The following is a 15186-nucleotide window of genomic DNA, read 5'->3' as shown; positions in this document are numbered from 1 at the left end:
CCTCACCCCACAGGAAACTTTCAACTGCACAAGTTGAACCAACGTAGAATACTTACGATGTGGCGACAGCGCCCGTAATCGCCCGTTCGATCCGTCTACCCACCGTCATCGATAAGTCGCGCAGTGGGATTTTCTGCCCGAAAATCATCGCCCCACCCTTCAAGCGCGCTAGGCGACCTCATAAGAGATGATTTCGTAGCATTTACTGTCATGGACGAAGATTTTGTCGTCATGTGCAAAGACACCGTTGGCGGCCAATGTCGGCAGGGGGAGTTGGTATCGGATTTCTCCATCCGGGGAGATCTTGATGAGCCGATTTTCCAGAACTCCTGCCACATAGATAGCACCTTGGCTATCTATATTTACAAAAGGTTTCAGGTATCTGACGTTCGGTATCGCTGAAGTCCAAATCACTTTCTTGCGGACAAGATCGATTTTGTAAACACATGCCATCTGCTGGTCACCAATCAGCAAACAGTCCCTGCCAACAAAACCAGTGGCTGTGGGAGTCCTGAGCATCAAAGGCATATCGCCATTTAAGCCGATAGTAAAAACACGCTTATGGTCCGCTGAAAACAGATGGACCTGCCGGTTTTCCAAATCACCGACGGCCATTCGCCCATCAGATGAAATGGACAGCCCTCTCGGATTTTTCAAGAAACGCCAATCTGGCGGGTGCGAAAGCTTCAACCCCTTGGGTGGAATGACCTTCAAAAACAACCTTATAGTTTCAGCGTCACTCTTGCCGCGTCTCGCCAACAGGTAGTTGCAACCGGTTCGAGGACAAAAATGGGCCTGCCAGATGCAGCAATTCTCGTTTAGGCCAAAATCAACGCGATCAATGGCAAGTCCATTGAAACTACAGCGCAGCACATAATTGCATCCGGCAGCGATCCACATCCCGTTCGGAGCGTTTGAAATGAAGGTGACCCCATCGTGCCGATGCGGTCGAAAAAGCTGTGTGACATCTATTTTCGCTTTTTGCTTTATGTAAAAACGTTGGCGAAGACCATCCACGTGACATTTTATAGTGTTGAGATCCTTTCGACTTCCGCTTTTAGAAACACTCTGCAAGTGGAGGCTTTCGACTCGTTGTATAAAATCATCGTCACACGGATTCTGCGATAAAAGCATCTCCAAAACATCAAGGGCCCCTTGCACATTTCCCTCGGCAATTCGCTTGTCCGACTTTTTCAGCAAGTACTGACGCCGCATTTCCTGAAATCGAAAAGCCAGATCATATAGCCGGGTCTGACGATAATATCCCTGGTGACAAACTTGCCTTGCAATATCTTCAACATATCGGTCATTTCCATTGGTTTTCCCGGGGGCACTGAAAATTTCTCGAACGACACTGGCGATTTCGATTTCGCTGTCAACCTTGCTGACAAATTGCATGAATTGGGATTGAATTTTCCCGAACGAATGATCGCATTCAACCCATGTTGATTCATTGAGCAGTTCATCAAGAATGCGTTCCATCTGTTCCGTTATATTTCGAATTTCGGTGTCCGCTGTATCCATTAGTCGTGTTGCCCATACATTTTAGCGGCTTGAAACCGGATCAGATCAAATTCAGAAACAATTTTCATACTCGCCCCTCCATGTAAAACAAAGGGTTCAAGACTTTCGCCGGAAAATCCAGATTTCTTTTCCGGAATATTACCATTCTTAAAAATCGTCAGGGCACTACAAGCATGATAGACGTCGGGGAAATCTTGTCTCCCCATGATGGGCTTACCGGAAAGAGCATTTCGTCTTCTCTTCGTAACCCGATCCACCTGCCACAATTGCAAGTCAAGTTCCAAAGGCTCCACGACATCGGCGGTTCCTTGATCCACCGGCTGAAGTAAAGCGATAAGCATCGCATGGCATTTTTCTTCAAGTTTGATGCTTCCCATACCGCCCAGGTATTTTGAGTCTTTCAGGCGAAACGTTTCTTGCCTGTCGGATAAGCCCTTCCAGTGAATTTCTTGACTTTCGGCATGTGGTATTGCCGGCTCTTGGTTCAACGGCCAAATCCGTATCAACGTCCCAGCAGTAACCAAGTCGGATCTGACGAAAATTTCCACTACAGTATCTGCCTCGCCTCGAAACAATATCACGGGAGAATGATCGATTTTTTTTAAAAAGGATGCCCCCCGCAGATTACGCACTGCGTGGTTTTTAAACTCCTCATGGCGGAGTATACGACGGGCGCGACAGGGTCCTTCAAACCAGAACCATCCACCGAAGTGAACATCCTCGGACAGATTCGTGTCGGCAAGTGTGTCTCTTGGGAAAAAGCGCGATTGAACCGTGTCCTGTAATCGAACAAAGATTCGGGAACCGATCACGCCAGCTTCGATTCCACGGGCCGACCAGTCAAAAAACAGCGGTTTTGACCAACAGAAGTCTCCATCAAGGGAAATCCCGACATCACCGATGTCCCCGGCATCGTCAGCCGCGAATCGATTGTCCGGCGGGGCGTCAGAATCAAATATGGCCAGGTAATCGAATTCGACAATTCGGTAATAGGCATCAAACTGGGCCGGATGATCCACCGCCGTACAAAGGCTGGCCAGAATGGAGGCAGATGAGTGACGTAAATTTTCATGGGCATGTTTTATCACGTCCACGCTCAACCCTGGATAACGATAATCGACAACGGCCAAATCATGCGATAGAAGTTCAGGGTGATATTGAACGATATATTCCAAACAGAAAACACTTCCCGGGGGCAGAAAAGGGTTGGCGTTCGAACGGGAGGCATCGGGAACGATATGCATTTGAACCGTCGAGAACGACATGGGGCACAGATACTCTTCCCGATCGCTGAAAAGAACGACAGCGGATTGACACCCTATGCGCAAATGCTCAATGAAATCAGAAAGGGCACTCTTCTCCCCTGCGCGGGATAGGCACAGGTTTCGTTCGACCTCAGTTTCAGGAAAAACAGGAATAATGATTATCATGGAAGGCCGAAATCAAAATAATTGGAGTTGATGATTTCTCTTGCCAATTCAAGATCCTCGGGCTCGTCGATATCAACAAAGGTAACCGGATCCGTCAGCACGTGGAGATAAAATCCGTGCAAATTTGGATTCCGAAGGTTTGTTGAGATGAAAACACCATAAGCCCGAAATTGGATTTCGTTGTAGTGCGTTTGTTGGTCACTTACCATTGGCAACAAACGTTTCGTTTTGTTCTCTTCGATAATATAATGACTGTCAGGACTGACAGTTCTGGCTCTCACGGTCCTCACCGTCCCATAACCTTGAGCGGTTTTATTAACCAGAAAATCAACCAATCGAGGGGTGCGAAATGGATGCGTAGGAAATAATTGGACCAAAATATCAGGGTTGTACCCCTCCTCGGCCAGAACAGAAAGGGCATGATTGAAAACCGCTTCCATGTCCGAACAATCTCCGGAAAGGCTTTCAGGGCGTATAAATGGCACCTCGGCGCCCCAGGCTCTTGAAACAGATGCGATCTCCTGATCGTCAGTGGATACCACCACCCGGTCTATGGTCTTCGCCTTGAGAGCCACCTCTATGCTATACGCGATCAACGGTTTGCCGCAAAGATCGACGATATTCTTTCGGGGGATACCTTTGGATCCGCCCCGGGCGGGAATAACCGCCACGACGCTAATATTTTCCGGTTTCACGCTCAAATCAGACATCTCCTGGTGGGTCCGGGCCATCAGATCTTTTCGTAAACATTCGCCAATCTCTTTACCATGATCCGTTCATTCCAGCACGAAACCATGAAGGCCCGGCTCTGCTCTCCGGCCTGCGCCCTCAGACTCGGTTCGGCAACAAGCCGCTCCAGCGACTGCTCGAGTTCTACAGAGTCTCGGGCGATAACCCAGGGCAGCGTTGAGCCGCCCGTCACCTCCCGGATATGCGACTGATTCCATTCATCCAACCCCGCGATGACCGGTTTACCCTGGCTCAGGGATTCCAATGAGGAGACCCCGTAATACCCCTGCATATGATCAAAATGAATCTGACACTCCTGTTTGATGCGCAAACACTCGCGGTGGGGAGTGTTTTCGATGAGGCGGCAGGAGATGTTCGGATTTTTTCTTTTCAGGCCTTCCATCACGCTCAGGAATTCAGCCGTGTTTTTCAGATCCTTCCGGGTGGGTGCGTGGCAGACTTGAATTTCACCCCCCTCGGGTTCCCGGACCGGCAGATAATCGGGGTCATTTATCGGAACAAGGTTCGGCTGCCAGGAGGCTTCGGGCAGCAGCTTGAGAAGATCCGGGGTACTGACAATAGCCCGACGCTTCAATCGAATGTATTTTCCCCGATATTTATCCGGATGGCCCCGAAAATCCGGATGGCCGTGATGATGGTGGAGGATCGCTTTCCCTTTCAGGAAGTCCACCGGCCGGAAATCACCCAGTTCGATATACTCATCCGCCGTCATGTGGAAATGAAAAACATCACTCGTCTTGAGAAGATGTTCCACTTCCCCCCACCCTTCCCGGTCCAGCCAGGGCAAATGCAGATCCTTTTCGAACATGAAGTTGTAGCGGATCTCCTTGGTGATCAACCGGCAGGAATGCTCGGTGTGGCTGTTGATGGCCCTGGTGAATTCGATGGCCGTCCCCGCCGGGTCGTTGATGGCGATCATCAATATTTTCATAGTGGTGTGGGCATAGCTCCGCCGGGTCGGTTCCCTACCGACGGTTGCGCCGCGATGGTTCCGTTTTCTTCACGACGGGGCGCACCCGGCTCCCCGGGCGCCCCTGTGATTTCATCGTTTGTGCCGATACAACCGTGCGGTGGTTTTTATCCCGACACCACCCGGCAATTCCTGAGTTTCTCGGAAGCAATGCGCTCGCTGTCATACACCTGCTTGACACCGCTGCCCATCGCCCGTTCAATAATCCGGATGTCCGCCACCATGTTTTTTAACTGATCGGGGTCCAGTGAGATCGGGTGGTCGCTGCCCCACATGGATCGATCCAGGGTGATATGCCGTTCGACAAAAACGGCGCCGATGGCCACCGCCGCCAGGGTGGGTGCATACCCGATTTCATGGCCGGAGTATCCCACGGGGCAGCCGAATTCACGCCGGAAACTGTCGATGACCCTGAGGTTGACCTCATCCGGATTGAACTGGTAGCTGCTGGTGGTATGCACCATGAGCAGATTGTTTTCATCGAGGAGGTTGACGGCCCGGCGGATCTGTTCCATCGTCGACATCCCGGTCGACAGGACCACCGGCTTGTTCTTTCTGCACATCCCCTCGAGCAGGGTATCGTCCGTCAGGCAGGCAGAGGCCACCTTGTAGCAGGGTGTTTCGAACTGGTCCATGAACGCCAGGGACTCCATGTCCCAGCAGGAGGCAAACCAGGCCATCTTTTTTTTCCGGCAATAACGGTCGATTTCCGTGTAGGCCCGTGTACCGAATTCCATCCGGTGCCGGTAATCGATATAGGTCATCCGCCCCCACGGCGTATCGCGCCGCTGCATTTTCTGTTTCTGGGGGACGCAGGCATCGGGGGTCCTTTTTTGAAATTTAACCGCATTGCATCCCGCATCAACGGCAGCATCGATGAGCTGCTTGGCAATGTTCACATCACCGTTGTGGTTGATCCCTATTTCCGCGACGACATAGACCGGGCTGCCCCTGCCGATGCGGCTGTCTCCGATTTGAAGGGATGCCATGCGTTTCCCCGACGGAAGAGGTTCGCCGGGCACTATCGGCAGTTCTGTTCCCAATGATGTTTTTTTTGAATGCACCTAATTGGTTTCCTCTTCAGCACCGATCATCGACAATCGTTTTATGGGTATCGAATCACCGACCAGCGCCTTGATGGTTTGACATATCTCTTCCTGCTGACCGAAGGAGGTCACGATCACCGCATCGGGACTCAGATGGATTAAACTGGAAGGCGGCTTGATGATGTGCCGGTCAAAAGCCTGCCCCTGTTTTCCCGGATCGCTGTCCACGATGCCGGTGACCCTGATAGGCGTCCGTTTCATGGCCGCATATACCACTTCGGCGGTCTCCGCCGCCCCGAAAAGCACCGCCGTACGAATCCCTTCCCGGTAAAAACCGCCGAGAAGCTTGGCAAATTCCTGTTTGGCATTGGCGTACAAACGGATGACTTCTCCCGAATACTGAACCAGGGATTCAACCAGTTCACGATGACCGGACGCGGTCAGATAATAACTCTGGTTGCGGTTGTTGGTTCCGTGCACACAAACATGCCCTTCCTTTTTGAGCTGTTTGATATAATTGTTCACCATGGAACTGCTCAGGTGGGTTCGCTTGCCGATCTGCTGTTGGCTGACCTCCGGTGAATGGTAAATCGCGAGCAGGACGGAAAAGCGCCTGAAGGCTTTGGTCGGTGAGAGAAACATGGATACGAACGGCTCTATCACGATCTTCGACATTCCCGGATAGGGGTGGCATCAACGCGGAAGTTTGTTGGCCGAGCAGGTGTGGTTTCCGAGTGCAGCGGTTTTACGAGAGCTGTTTGGATAGAAAGACCCTGTTTAAACAAACGTCCATTCAATGAGTGGATAGTTAATCCGATGGAAAATTAGCAATATAGAAATAATAAGTCAACCTCAATGTGGTATTCATGATCAGGCCACCCCACTGAATCCGGTATATTCATCATGGTCGGGATCGATTTTCATCCCTTCGGCGTCTTTTCCGGCAAAGGCAAACACGATATGCTGCGGATCGATGGAGCCATCGCCCGCCTCATTCTGCGTGAGGGTAAAGCCGATGGTCGCCGAACGCGTTTTGGCATCGTAAATCACGTAATCGGGAAAAGCAGGCGGCGCGATCTCCGTATCGGCTATCGCATTGCCAAAATTATAGGTTTTGGCCAGGTTGCCGCTCTGGGCACGGGAGATGGACCAGTTCAGCGGATTCTGGATGGACGAGCGATCCATTTCCTTGTTGAACTGAAATTTCATGGTGAACGATTTGGAGGCCCCCGGAGTTTCCAGGTAGGAATCCAGGGCCGACAATGGGGTGTTCATCGGCATTTTGGAACGGAATGTGGCCGACCCCCAGGAAAACATGATCTTCGGCGGTTCGACCTTGTTGATATACATCCTCAGGGTTTCCGCCAGATCTTCATCGGTGTCTTCGAGAAATTCTGCGATCTCCTCCGCCTCATCGATCTCCCCCTTATCCGCATACACATAGCCCATTTCGGCATAGGCGTCATAATAGTCGCCCTGTTTTTTTATAACGGTTTCGAACTGCTCGATGGCATCGTCGAATTCCCCCTGCCTGGCGAAGGTCAGTCCCAACCCGAAATTCCCGTGCGGACTGTGGGGTTCCAATCTCAACACCGTACGGAATTCGGTTTCCGCCTGGTCAAGCTTGTCCGCCTTCATCAGCCCCTGCCCCAGCGAATAGTGGTTGGAGGACAATCCGGGGTTGATGCGCACGGCCTCCCGATACTGGACCACGGCGTCGTCGTACCGCTCTTCGGCATATAATAGATTGCCCAGTGCGGATCGAAGATTATCGTCGTCCCGGTTGAGTTCAATGCCCCGGTTATAGGCCTCGATGGCCTTGTCCGGTTTTTCCAGTTTGAGATAGGCCTGGGACAGGTATTTGGTGGTATCGGCGGTAAATGACGAAGTGGGGGACAGGTTAATCGATTTTTCGAATTCCCTGGCCGCTTTTTCGTATTCTTTCTTCTGGTAGAAATCGATCCCTTTGCTCAACGCCTGGCTGGATATGGCATCCAGTTGGCTTTGCTGGGCCAGTGAACTGACAAACAGGTTTTCAGCCCCGATAATACCGACGTCTTCCATCGTTGGGTTCCTTTAAGGTGCGAATACGGCCAATTGGTATTGTTCGTAATATCGGCAACAGAATACCAATCCTTTAGCCTAAACTAATCATCCTCTTTATAACCATGCGGATTTTTCAGCATCCATTTCCAGGCGTCCGCTATCATCGTTTCAATCCCTGTATATTTGGATCTCCATCCCATTTCTTTTTGAATGCAAGTTGGATCTGCATACAAGACCGGCGGATCCCCCTTCCGACGGATTCCATTATTGGTTCTAAAATTAACGCCGGTAATTTTTTTACACGCACGGATCACGTCTAATACCGAATAACCGCGGCCGGTACCGATATTGAATATTTTTCCGTCACCGGGTTTCAAGGATTCAAGCACTTTCACATGTGCATCAACCAAATCATCGACGTGGACATAGTCACGAATGCAGGTGCCATCGTCTGTCGGATAATCCGTTCCAAAAATGGTGATCACTTGGTGATCGTCTAAAGCCGCCTGCAAACATCTGGGGATCAGATGTGTCTCGGGTTGGTGGTCTTCACCTACCCGGCCGCGAGGGTCCGCACCTGCAATGTTGAAATATCTGAGGATGGCAAAACAAAAACCATGCGGAGCTTCATCTGATTCAGCCAAATCTTTGAGGACCTGCTCGAATGCCAGTTTAGAACGGCCGTATGGATTGATCGGGCGTTGCTCACAAGTCTCACTGATTGGGATCAAGTCGGCGGGAGGCTCCCCATAGGTTGCACAAGTACTTGAAAAAACAATTCTGGTGACTCCAGCTTCAGCAATTGCAGACAAAAGCGAAATACTTCCGACCAAGTTAGTGTTGTAATATGCCAAAGGCGTGTGACAACTCTCTCCAACGTAGGCATAGGCTGCAAAGTGCATAACTGCTTCGATTTCATTTTTTTTCAAAACATTCAAAAGCTTAGATCGGTCTCTGATGTCAACCTGAACAAATGAAAAGCCGGGAAACCGTTCCAGGGCGGTGGTGGCACCGGGATTTCCACGACTGTAATTATCGAGGCCGACAACTCGGTGGCCATCTTCAAGAAGCTTTATACAGGCGTGTGAGCCAATATATCCGGCGCTGCCAGTTACCAAAATTTTCACGACTCCCCCATTTTTGGTTTTATAAGAATCCTTTGAAGTAAAAAATGGTTCTTTCCAACCCTTCTTCCAGACCGACCGTGGGCTGCCAGTCGATCTCCCGTTGCGCCAGGGAGATATCGGGTTTGCGCTGGACGGGGTCATCTTTGGGAAGCGCTTCGTGTATGATCTTCGACCGGGATCGGGTCAGCGCCAATATTTTTTCGGCCAACTCCAGAATGCTGAATTCGGAGGGATTGCCCAGATTCATCGGACCGGTAACGGCTTTGGCCGTGGCCATGAATGCCATAAAGGCATCGATCATGTCGTCGACAAAGCAAAACGAACGTGTTTGCGTGCCGTCGCCGTAGATGGTGATCGGCTCGCCCTTGAGGGCCTGGACGATAAAATTGGACACCACCCGTCCGTCATTGGGATGCATCCGCGGGCCATAGGTGTTAAAGATCCGAGCCACCTTGATCGTCAACCGATGCTGTCGGTGATAATCGAAAAACAGGGTTTCGGCGCACCGTTTGCCTTCGTCATAGCAGGCCCGGAAACCGATGGGGTTGACGTGCCCCCAGTAAGCCTCGGTTTGAGGATGAATTTTCGGATCGCCATACACCTCGCTGGTCGAGGCTTGAAAAATCTTGGCCTTGGTGCGTTTGGCCAACCCCAGGACATTGATGGCCCCATGGACACTGGTTTTCGTGGTTTGCACCGGATCGAACTGATAATGAATGGGGGACGCCGGACAGGCCAGGTTGTATATTTCATCCACTTCAACGTATAACGGGAATGTAATGTCGTGCCGAAGCAATTCAAAATTCGGCCGGCCAAGCAGGCTTTCAATATTCTTTTTCTGCCCGGTAAAATAATTGTCCACACAAAGGACATCGTCACCCGCATCGACCAGCGCCTGACACAAGTGGGAGCCCAGGAATCCTGCACCGCCGGTAACCAGAACACGTTTTCGTATATGGTCCATCTGAAGGTCTCCTAAAAGCAATGGGTTGTCATGGAAAGCCTGAATCGACCTTGCCGATTCAGGCCGCGCGAATCACCTGGCAGCGTCACCCGATTAATTTCCCTGGTATATTTCCTGCGGCCACAATGCGTTCAGGGAACCCGGAATACTTACGGCCAGCGGATGCCGCCGCGTTCCAGGTTGCCTCAAGTTGCCCGTCACCTGACCGATAATTATCGTTAACGGCTATCAAGACTGGCTTCCGGCCCGGTCTTTCCCGGATCGGGCATTCACGCCTGCGCCGCAAATCCATTTGTCTGCGGAACACCCCCCGGGCCGCCGCGATCTTGAGCCCTGAACAGATACTGGATGGCGGTTTCCGCCAAACGATAACAACCTTTTGCCTGAACTGGACTCCCCAATGAATGCCCCTGACAACCGTCCAACGGACCAACAGAACCTGAAAATGCAAATTCGCCACCTGGAATCCATCGCAGCCTTCTCCGGTGGCGTCGCTCATGACTACAACAACCTGCTGACCGCCATCATGGGCAACATTTCCCTGGCCCTGGAGCAGGTCGCGGCCGATTCGGAATTGACCGGTCTGCTGGAGCAGGCGCTGACGGCGTCACGGGCGGCCAAAACCCTGACCCGGCGGTTGATCACGTTTTCAAAGGGCGGTCAACCGGCCAAACAGCCCACGGACATGGTCGAGGTGGTCAGGAATACGGCCGCCTTTTCTCTCAGCGGAACCCCCATCCGCTGCGAATTGGGACCGTCCAACGGCATTTGGTCCGCACTGATCGATCGCGGACAGATCAGCCAGGCCATCCACAACCTGATCGTCAATGCTGCAGAATCCATGCCGTCGTCGGGCACTATTTTCATCAGCTTCGAAAACATGATCCTCGACAGTCCCAACAGCACCCTCTCCCACGGCAGATACATCGATATCGCCATCAGGGATCAGGGAACAGGCATTCCCGCCGGGCACATCGATAAAATCTTCGACCCCTATTTTTCCACCAGGGGAGAAGGCCCCGATAAAAGAGCCGGCCTTGGGCTTTCCGTCTCCCACTCCATCATTGCCAGGCATGGCGGCGACATCACGGTCTGCTCGCGGGTCGGCAGCGGCACCACCTTTCACATCCTGCTTCCCGCTTCATCGGCTGCCGCCAAAACTGTCCAGCCGGACAGCGTCAATCGAATGCCGGAAAAAAAGGAACAACCGGTTTCGGGTCAGGGCCGAATCCTGGTGATGGACGATGAGGCCATGATTCGTGAACTGACCGGCAATATGCTTCGCCACCTGGGGTACGAAGCCGATTTTGCCGAAACGGGCCAGGAAGCGGTCAGGAAATACCAGGCCGCCCGCGAACGGTCAACGCCTTACGATGCGGTGATCCTTGATCTGACGGTCAAAGGCGGCATGGGCGGGGAAGCGGCCATCAAACGCCTGATAGCGATCGACCCGGCCGTGAAAGCCATCGTTTCCAGCGGCTACACCGACAACCCGGTAATCGCCGACTACGGGCACTATGGCTTTCGTGAAGTAGTGGCCAAACCCTATGAAATGGTTGAATTCAGCGCCAAACTCAGCCGGGTGATCAATGACCGCTGAGCCGAACCGGACACCGGCGCCGTCATCGTTTTTCGACGGCCGTCGGTCGCCCCCAATGGTCGGTTTTCCTGTAACGGCAACATGAACCGGCCGCCGGGATGCCACCCGGGAACGCCCCGCCTTCGATCGCAGGATCATCTGCCTCTCCCCTGCCGAAATCGGCCGGAGCCGAAATCCTGACGGCCGGACTGTCAGAAACAGGCCGGGGTCCGTGGAAACCTTTCCCGGCGATGTCCCCGGGCGCAGGCGGTGCCGGCAAAGCACCGGATGACCCATCGATTGCCTTATCCATTTTCGTATTTACCTTAAGCTCGGCTGGATGATGTCGTCCCAGGCGTCCGATGAGTCATCCGGCAGCACACTCCCCGCGCTATGGGGATAACCCAGCGCCTGGCGTATTCGTTGGCGTGGAGACTGGAAAGGTGGATCATGATTCCCAGGCACCATTGGACAAACGGTTGGATTGGCGTTCTCCTGCTGGCTGCCGTATTTACCGGCTGCACAACGGGTCCGGCGGCCGCCCCTCCGGAACCGGGAACGCTCGATGGGCACAGGATACTGGCAGACTTGACCCCGGACATCGAGACGCTCTATCTTGCCTGGCACGAATTGGATCAGGCCTACAAGGACATCAAATACCTTGAACGCGCCTTTTTATTCGACCCGGATGACCGGCAATTGGGCACCATCCAGAAGGCCGCACTGTATATTCAGGACGCTTCCGTCAGGATCCACCATCAGTGGGAACAGCTTTCCGTGCTGCACTACGTCCGGCCGGAAATGATGAGGGACTACCTGACCCTGCGTGTCAAGGGATTGACATCGGCCATCGATGAAATCGGATACGACGGGATGTTTCTGACCATTTACCGTCCCCACGTGAAACACCAGACCGTCACCAGTGCGCTGGACAGCGCGCGGGATATCATCGAGAAAAACAAGCGCCTGCTGAACCAGATCCGTGAAACGCTCCTGCCGGTCGCCGGGCCGCTTGAACATAACGCGAACGCCAGGGAACGAAACCGTTCACGAATGGCCGCCAGTTAGAAGAACTCAATGGCAAACCCTTCCCCGCTGGTCCACAGCACCTTTGCCCGGCGTTTGATATTTTTCTGGCCACTGGTATAGGGAATACTGATGACGATCACATCACCTTTGTATACCTGGTTTACCGACAGCGTCATCACGAATGCACCACCCATGCTGATATCCTTGAGTGTGCCGGCATAGGCCTTTCCCTGCAGGGAAAAAACGACATCGGTGTTATAGTTTTTGCGTTCATACCGTCTTCTGAACTCACCGGTCCCCATTTACAGGCGCTTCCTTTCGCGAACGATACAACGGTAATCCGGAATACCCGGCAGCATATGCGTCCTTTCCCTGTTCATCCGGGTTCCCGGTAGAGGGCCAGCATACCGGAACGGGCCACTTTTTTAATCCCCATGGGCTCCAGCAGCCTCATCAAGGCCTCGATCTTCTCCAATCTGCCCGTGACCTCGATGATATAGTGGTTCAACCCCGTATCGACGATGCGCGCCCTGAAATTTTCCACGATACGTTGAATCTCAGATCGATGCGAGGCCATTGCCTTGACGCAGATCAGCGCCATTTCACGTCTGACGGCGTCGTCTCCGGTCATATCCCTGACCTTGATCACATTGACCAGCCGCCGCACCTGCTTCATGATCTGTTCCATCTGGTCCGGCGTCGTATTGGTGGTGATCGTAATTCGGGACATGTCCGGGTTGGCGGTCGGTGCGCCGCAGATGGTTTCAATGTTATACCCGCGGCTGGCAAACAGGCCGGACACACGGGCCGTTACTCCGGGTTCATTCTCCACCAGCATGGTAATCGTGTGTTTTTCGGTATCCATGAAAAATCTCCAGCGCACGGGTTGAAAGAATGTCAGCGCCTGACGGAAGTGCCGGTGTTGTATCAAAAAGCGAGAATCAGGGCAAATTGTAAGCAGCGCCACCAATAATGCCCGTCGGCCCGATCCGGCGGGTGCGCTGCATCAGGTGGTGAACAGCCCCTCGGCGCCTTGCCTCAGGTGCTCCCATGCGGCGTTTCGATCGATCTGCCCGGTCGGATTCCCGAGTTCGGCCAGCACGTCAGCCACATAGGCTGGCCTGCGCATCCCGACCAGGACGGTGGAAACGCCGGCAGTCGATAGCAGCGCCCGGATGGCGCGCTGGCTCAAGGTGCCGGGGCGGGCCCATGCAGCGTCGGCCGTCCCGATCATATTCAAAATTTTCTTCTCCAGGGCGACCGCGTCGTCGGCATAGATGGACGCCACGGCACGCAGCGCACGGTCGAGGATTTTTTCGTGGGATGTCATCCAGTCGGCAAGGTCAGGCTGGTTGTCGGCGAGGGGAAGCAAAAAATCCATGACCCCCTGGATGCGGGGCAGGAAAATTCCGTCCCTGGCTTCACGCCAGCGCTCGTAAGCGCCGAAACTTCGCCAGTTATGTTTCAGCGTTTCCGCAAAGCAGCCCTGCTGCTTGATCCGGGCTCGCAGTCCGGGGGGCACGGAGGCCAGGCCGGGGAGGATGCGCCGCCACAGCCGGGTTTCACTCAGGGCCAGGTCTTTGATGCATTGAATGATCTCTTTGTAGTCCATCCGGGCACGCACATCAACGCTGGCCAGCCGCACCATCCGCCTGCCTGTAAATGCGTTCAGGGGCCGGTTGACCATCACCCCGAGCCGCTTTTCGATGGCCATTTCCAGAACGGACCGGTGGTCCTGCTGATTCTTCTCCAGGACCGCCCCCGCTTCCAGCAGATTGAAGGGCAGTTGAACGATTCGAAAATGATGCCCCCCGCCGATGCCGGCAGCCGTCTCCCAGACACGATCCAGCGCCGTGAATTCCGGATCATCCCCAGGTGCGGGAAAGGTGTTGGAACTGATGCCGTAAAACCGTATCCGTCCCCGGTGCACTTCCCGCTCCAGGTGTCTGAACGCCCGGTCGATCCGCCGGCCGTATTCCCGCCTTGCCCGATCAGGGTCGATTCCGTTCTTGTGTGCCCATCCCAGGTAATACTCCGGGTTGTGCAGCAGGTAACCGTCAAGGGTGCCAAGGCCCAGCCGGTCCAGGGTCCGGCCAATCTGGTCGTCGAGAAAATCCGGGTGAATGCAGTGCTCCAGGCCGTCTGCGTATTCCACGAGGTCCTCGAACGGATTCCCGTCCTGTTTGCGCTGCTGGCTCATGACATAGTTTTGCCCCTGGAGATAGCCACCCTTGGATACCACCACCACCTGTTGGCGGGCGATCCGTCCCGCGTCGATCAGGTCGGCGAGTACCGAGCCGATCAACCGCTCCGAGCCGCCGTCGGCGTAATTGGCACTGGTATCGATAATGTTGATGCCGCTGGTCAGGGCTTTTTCGAGCGCTTCGGCATGGGCAGTCACCCCGGCATTGACCCGATAGCAGCCGAATCCGGCAGCGCTGACCCGCAGCCCCGTTTCCCCCAGCGGGTTGAATGCCAGACCGGCAAACTGTCCGGCACGTATTTGCGTGCCTTCAGGTGTCGCATGACCTGAGATCATCACGGGATCCTTTCGTTACGGTTCAAAGTGTAAAAATAAGCAGCGGTGCCCCGGGCCACAAGTCAAACCAAACGGATGGCGGAGATTGGGCTGCCGCGTGCGGGCATGATGGCCGGAGAACGTCGCGAACCCGTATGCCGCATCGATGGTGCGCCGCCCGCGCGGAGTCATGGGAATTTCTA

General features: G+C 53.7%; 14 protein-coding genes. 2 read left to right on the top strand and 12 right to left on the bottom strand.

Annotated features, from left to right (window positions below; translation table 11 throughout):
• Nucleotides 1–168: 168 nt before the first annotated feature.
• The 9 genes from DSCA_RS03200 to DSCA_RS03160 form a co-directional block, all read right to left on the bottom strand.
• Nucleotides 169–1482, bottom strand: a complete 1314-nt coding sequence (locus tag DSCA_RS03200) for an NHL repeat-containing protein (RefSeq protein ID WP_155315052.1) — start codon at nucleotides 1480–1482, stop codon at nucleotides 169–171.
• A 41-nt stretch (nucleotides 1483–1523) separates the two neighbouring features.
• A complete protein-coding gene (locus tag DSCA_RS03195; protein WP_155315051.1) occupies nucleotides 1524–2954 on the bottom strand; it encodes a hypothetical protein in 1431 nt (476 codons plus the stop codon).
• Nucleotides 2951–3649 (bottom strand): acylneuraminate cytidylyltransferase family protein, encoded by a 699-nt coding sequence (locus DSCA_RS03190; protein WP_231716585.1) that lies wholly within the window; start codon nucleotides 3647–3649, stop codon nucleotides 2951–2953. Before DSCA_RS03190 ends, DSCA_RS03195 begins: the two co-directional genes overlap by 4 nt.
• Nucleotides 3650–3684: 35 nt before the next feature.
• Nucleotides 3685–4623 carry a glycosyltransferase gene (locus tag DSCA_RS03185; RefSeq protein ID WP_197904729.1) on the bottom strand — a complete coding sequence of 313 codons (939 nt, stop codon included), beginning with the start codon at nucleotides 4621–4623 and terminating at the stop codon, nucleotides 3685–3687.
• A 158-nt stretch (nucleotides 4624–4781) separates the two neighbouring features.
• Nucleotides 4782–5663 (bottom strand): N-acetylneuraminate synthase family protein, encoded by an 882-nt coding sequence (locus DSCA_RS03180; RefSeq protein ID WP_155315049.1) that lies wholly within the window; start codon nucleotides 5661–5663, stop codon nucleotides 4782–4784.
• Nucleotides 5664–5738: 75 nt separating this feature from the next.
• Nucleotides 5739–6383 (bottom strand): MarR family winged helix-turn-helix transcriptional regulator, encoded by a 645-nt coding sequence (locus DSCA_RS03175; RefSeq protein ID WP_167527572.1) that lies wholly within the window; start codon nucleotides 6381–6383, stop codon nucleotides 5739–5741.
• 207 nt (nucleotides 6384–6590) lie between these two features.
• Complete coding sequence (locus DSCA_RS03170) at nucleotides 6591–7784, bottom strand: tetratricopeptide repeat protein (RefSeq protein WP_155315047.1); 1194 nt, start codon at nucleotides 7782–7784, stop codon at nucleotides 6591–6593.
• Nucleotides 7785–7867: 83 nt separating this feature from the next.
• Nucleotides 7868–8893, bottom strand: coding sequence for a UDP-glucose 4-epimerase GalE (gene galE / locus DSCA_RS03165; protein ID WP_197904728.1), 1026 nt, complete (start codon nucleotides 8891–8893; stop codon nucleotides 7868–7870).
• Between the two features lie 19 nt (nucleotides 8894–8912).
• On the bottom strand, nucleotides 8913–9857 hold the full coding sequence (locus tag DSCA_RS03160; protein ID WP_197904727.1) for a UDP-glucuronic acid decarboxylase family protein: 945 nt from the start codon (nucleotides 9855–9857) through the stop codon (nucleotides 8913–8915).
• A 400-nt stretch (nucleotides 9858–10257) separates the two neighbouring features.
• On the opposite strand from DSCA_RS03160, the gene DSCA_RS03155 reads away from it, so the two are divergent.
• Both DSCA_RS03155 and DSCA_RS03150 read left to right on the top strand, forming a co-directional pair.
• Nucleotides 10258–11457: a hybrid sensor histidine kinase/response regulator gene (locus DSCA_RS03155; protein WP_155315045.1), complete on the top strand. Its 1200-nt coding sequence runs from the start codon at nucleotides 10258–10260 to the stop codon at nucleotides 11455–11457.
• Between the two features lie 429 nt (nucleotides 11458–11886).
• Complete coding sequence (locus tag DSCA_RS03150) at nucleotides 11887–12504, top strand: hypothetical protein (RefSeq protein ID WP_155315044.1); 618 nt, start codon at nucleotides 11887–11889, stop codon at nucleotides 12502–12504.
• Here DSCA_RS03150 and DSCA_RS03145 read toward each other — a convergent pair.
• The 3 genes from DSCA_RS03145 to DSCA_RS03135 form a co-directional block, all read right to left on the bottom strand.
• Entirely contained in the window at nucleotides 12501–12767 is a 267-nt protein-coding gene (locus DSCA_RS03145; protein ID WP_155315043.1) for a PilZ domain-containing protein, read from the bottom strand. The genes DSCA_RS03150 and DSCA_RS03145 overlap by 4 nt on opposite strands.
• Nucleotides 12768–12841: 74 nt before the next feature.
• Nucleotides 12842–13330: an acetolactate synthase small subunit gene (ilvN, locus tag DSCA_RS03140; protein ID WP_155315042.1), complete on the bottom strand. Its 489-nt coding sequence runs from the start codon at nucleotides 13328–13330 to the stop codon at nucleotides 12842–12844.
• Between the two features lie 141 nt (nucleotides 13331–13471).
• Complete coding sequence (locus DSCA_RS03135) at nucleotides 13472–15004, bottom strand: aldo/keto reductase (RefSeq protein WP_155315041.1); 1533 nt, start codon at nucleotides 15002–15004, stop codon at nucleotides 13472–13474.
• Nucleotides 15005–15186: the final 182 nt, after the last annotated feature.

Source organism: Desulfosarcina alkanivorans (genome assembly GCF_009688945.1).
GTDB classification, from domain to species: Bacteria; Desulfobacterota; Desulfobacteria; order Desulfobacterales; family Desulfosarcinaceae; genus Desulfosarcina; species Desulfosarcina alkanivorans.
The sequence above is the reverse complement of the archived record's forward strand: the minus strand, read 5'-3'. Positions and strand labels throughout refer to the sequence as shown.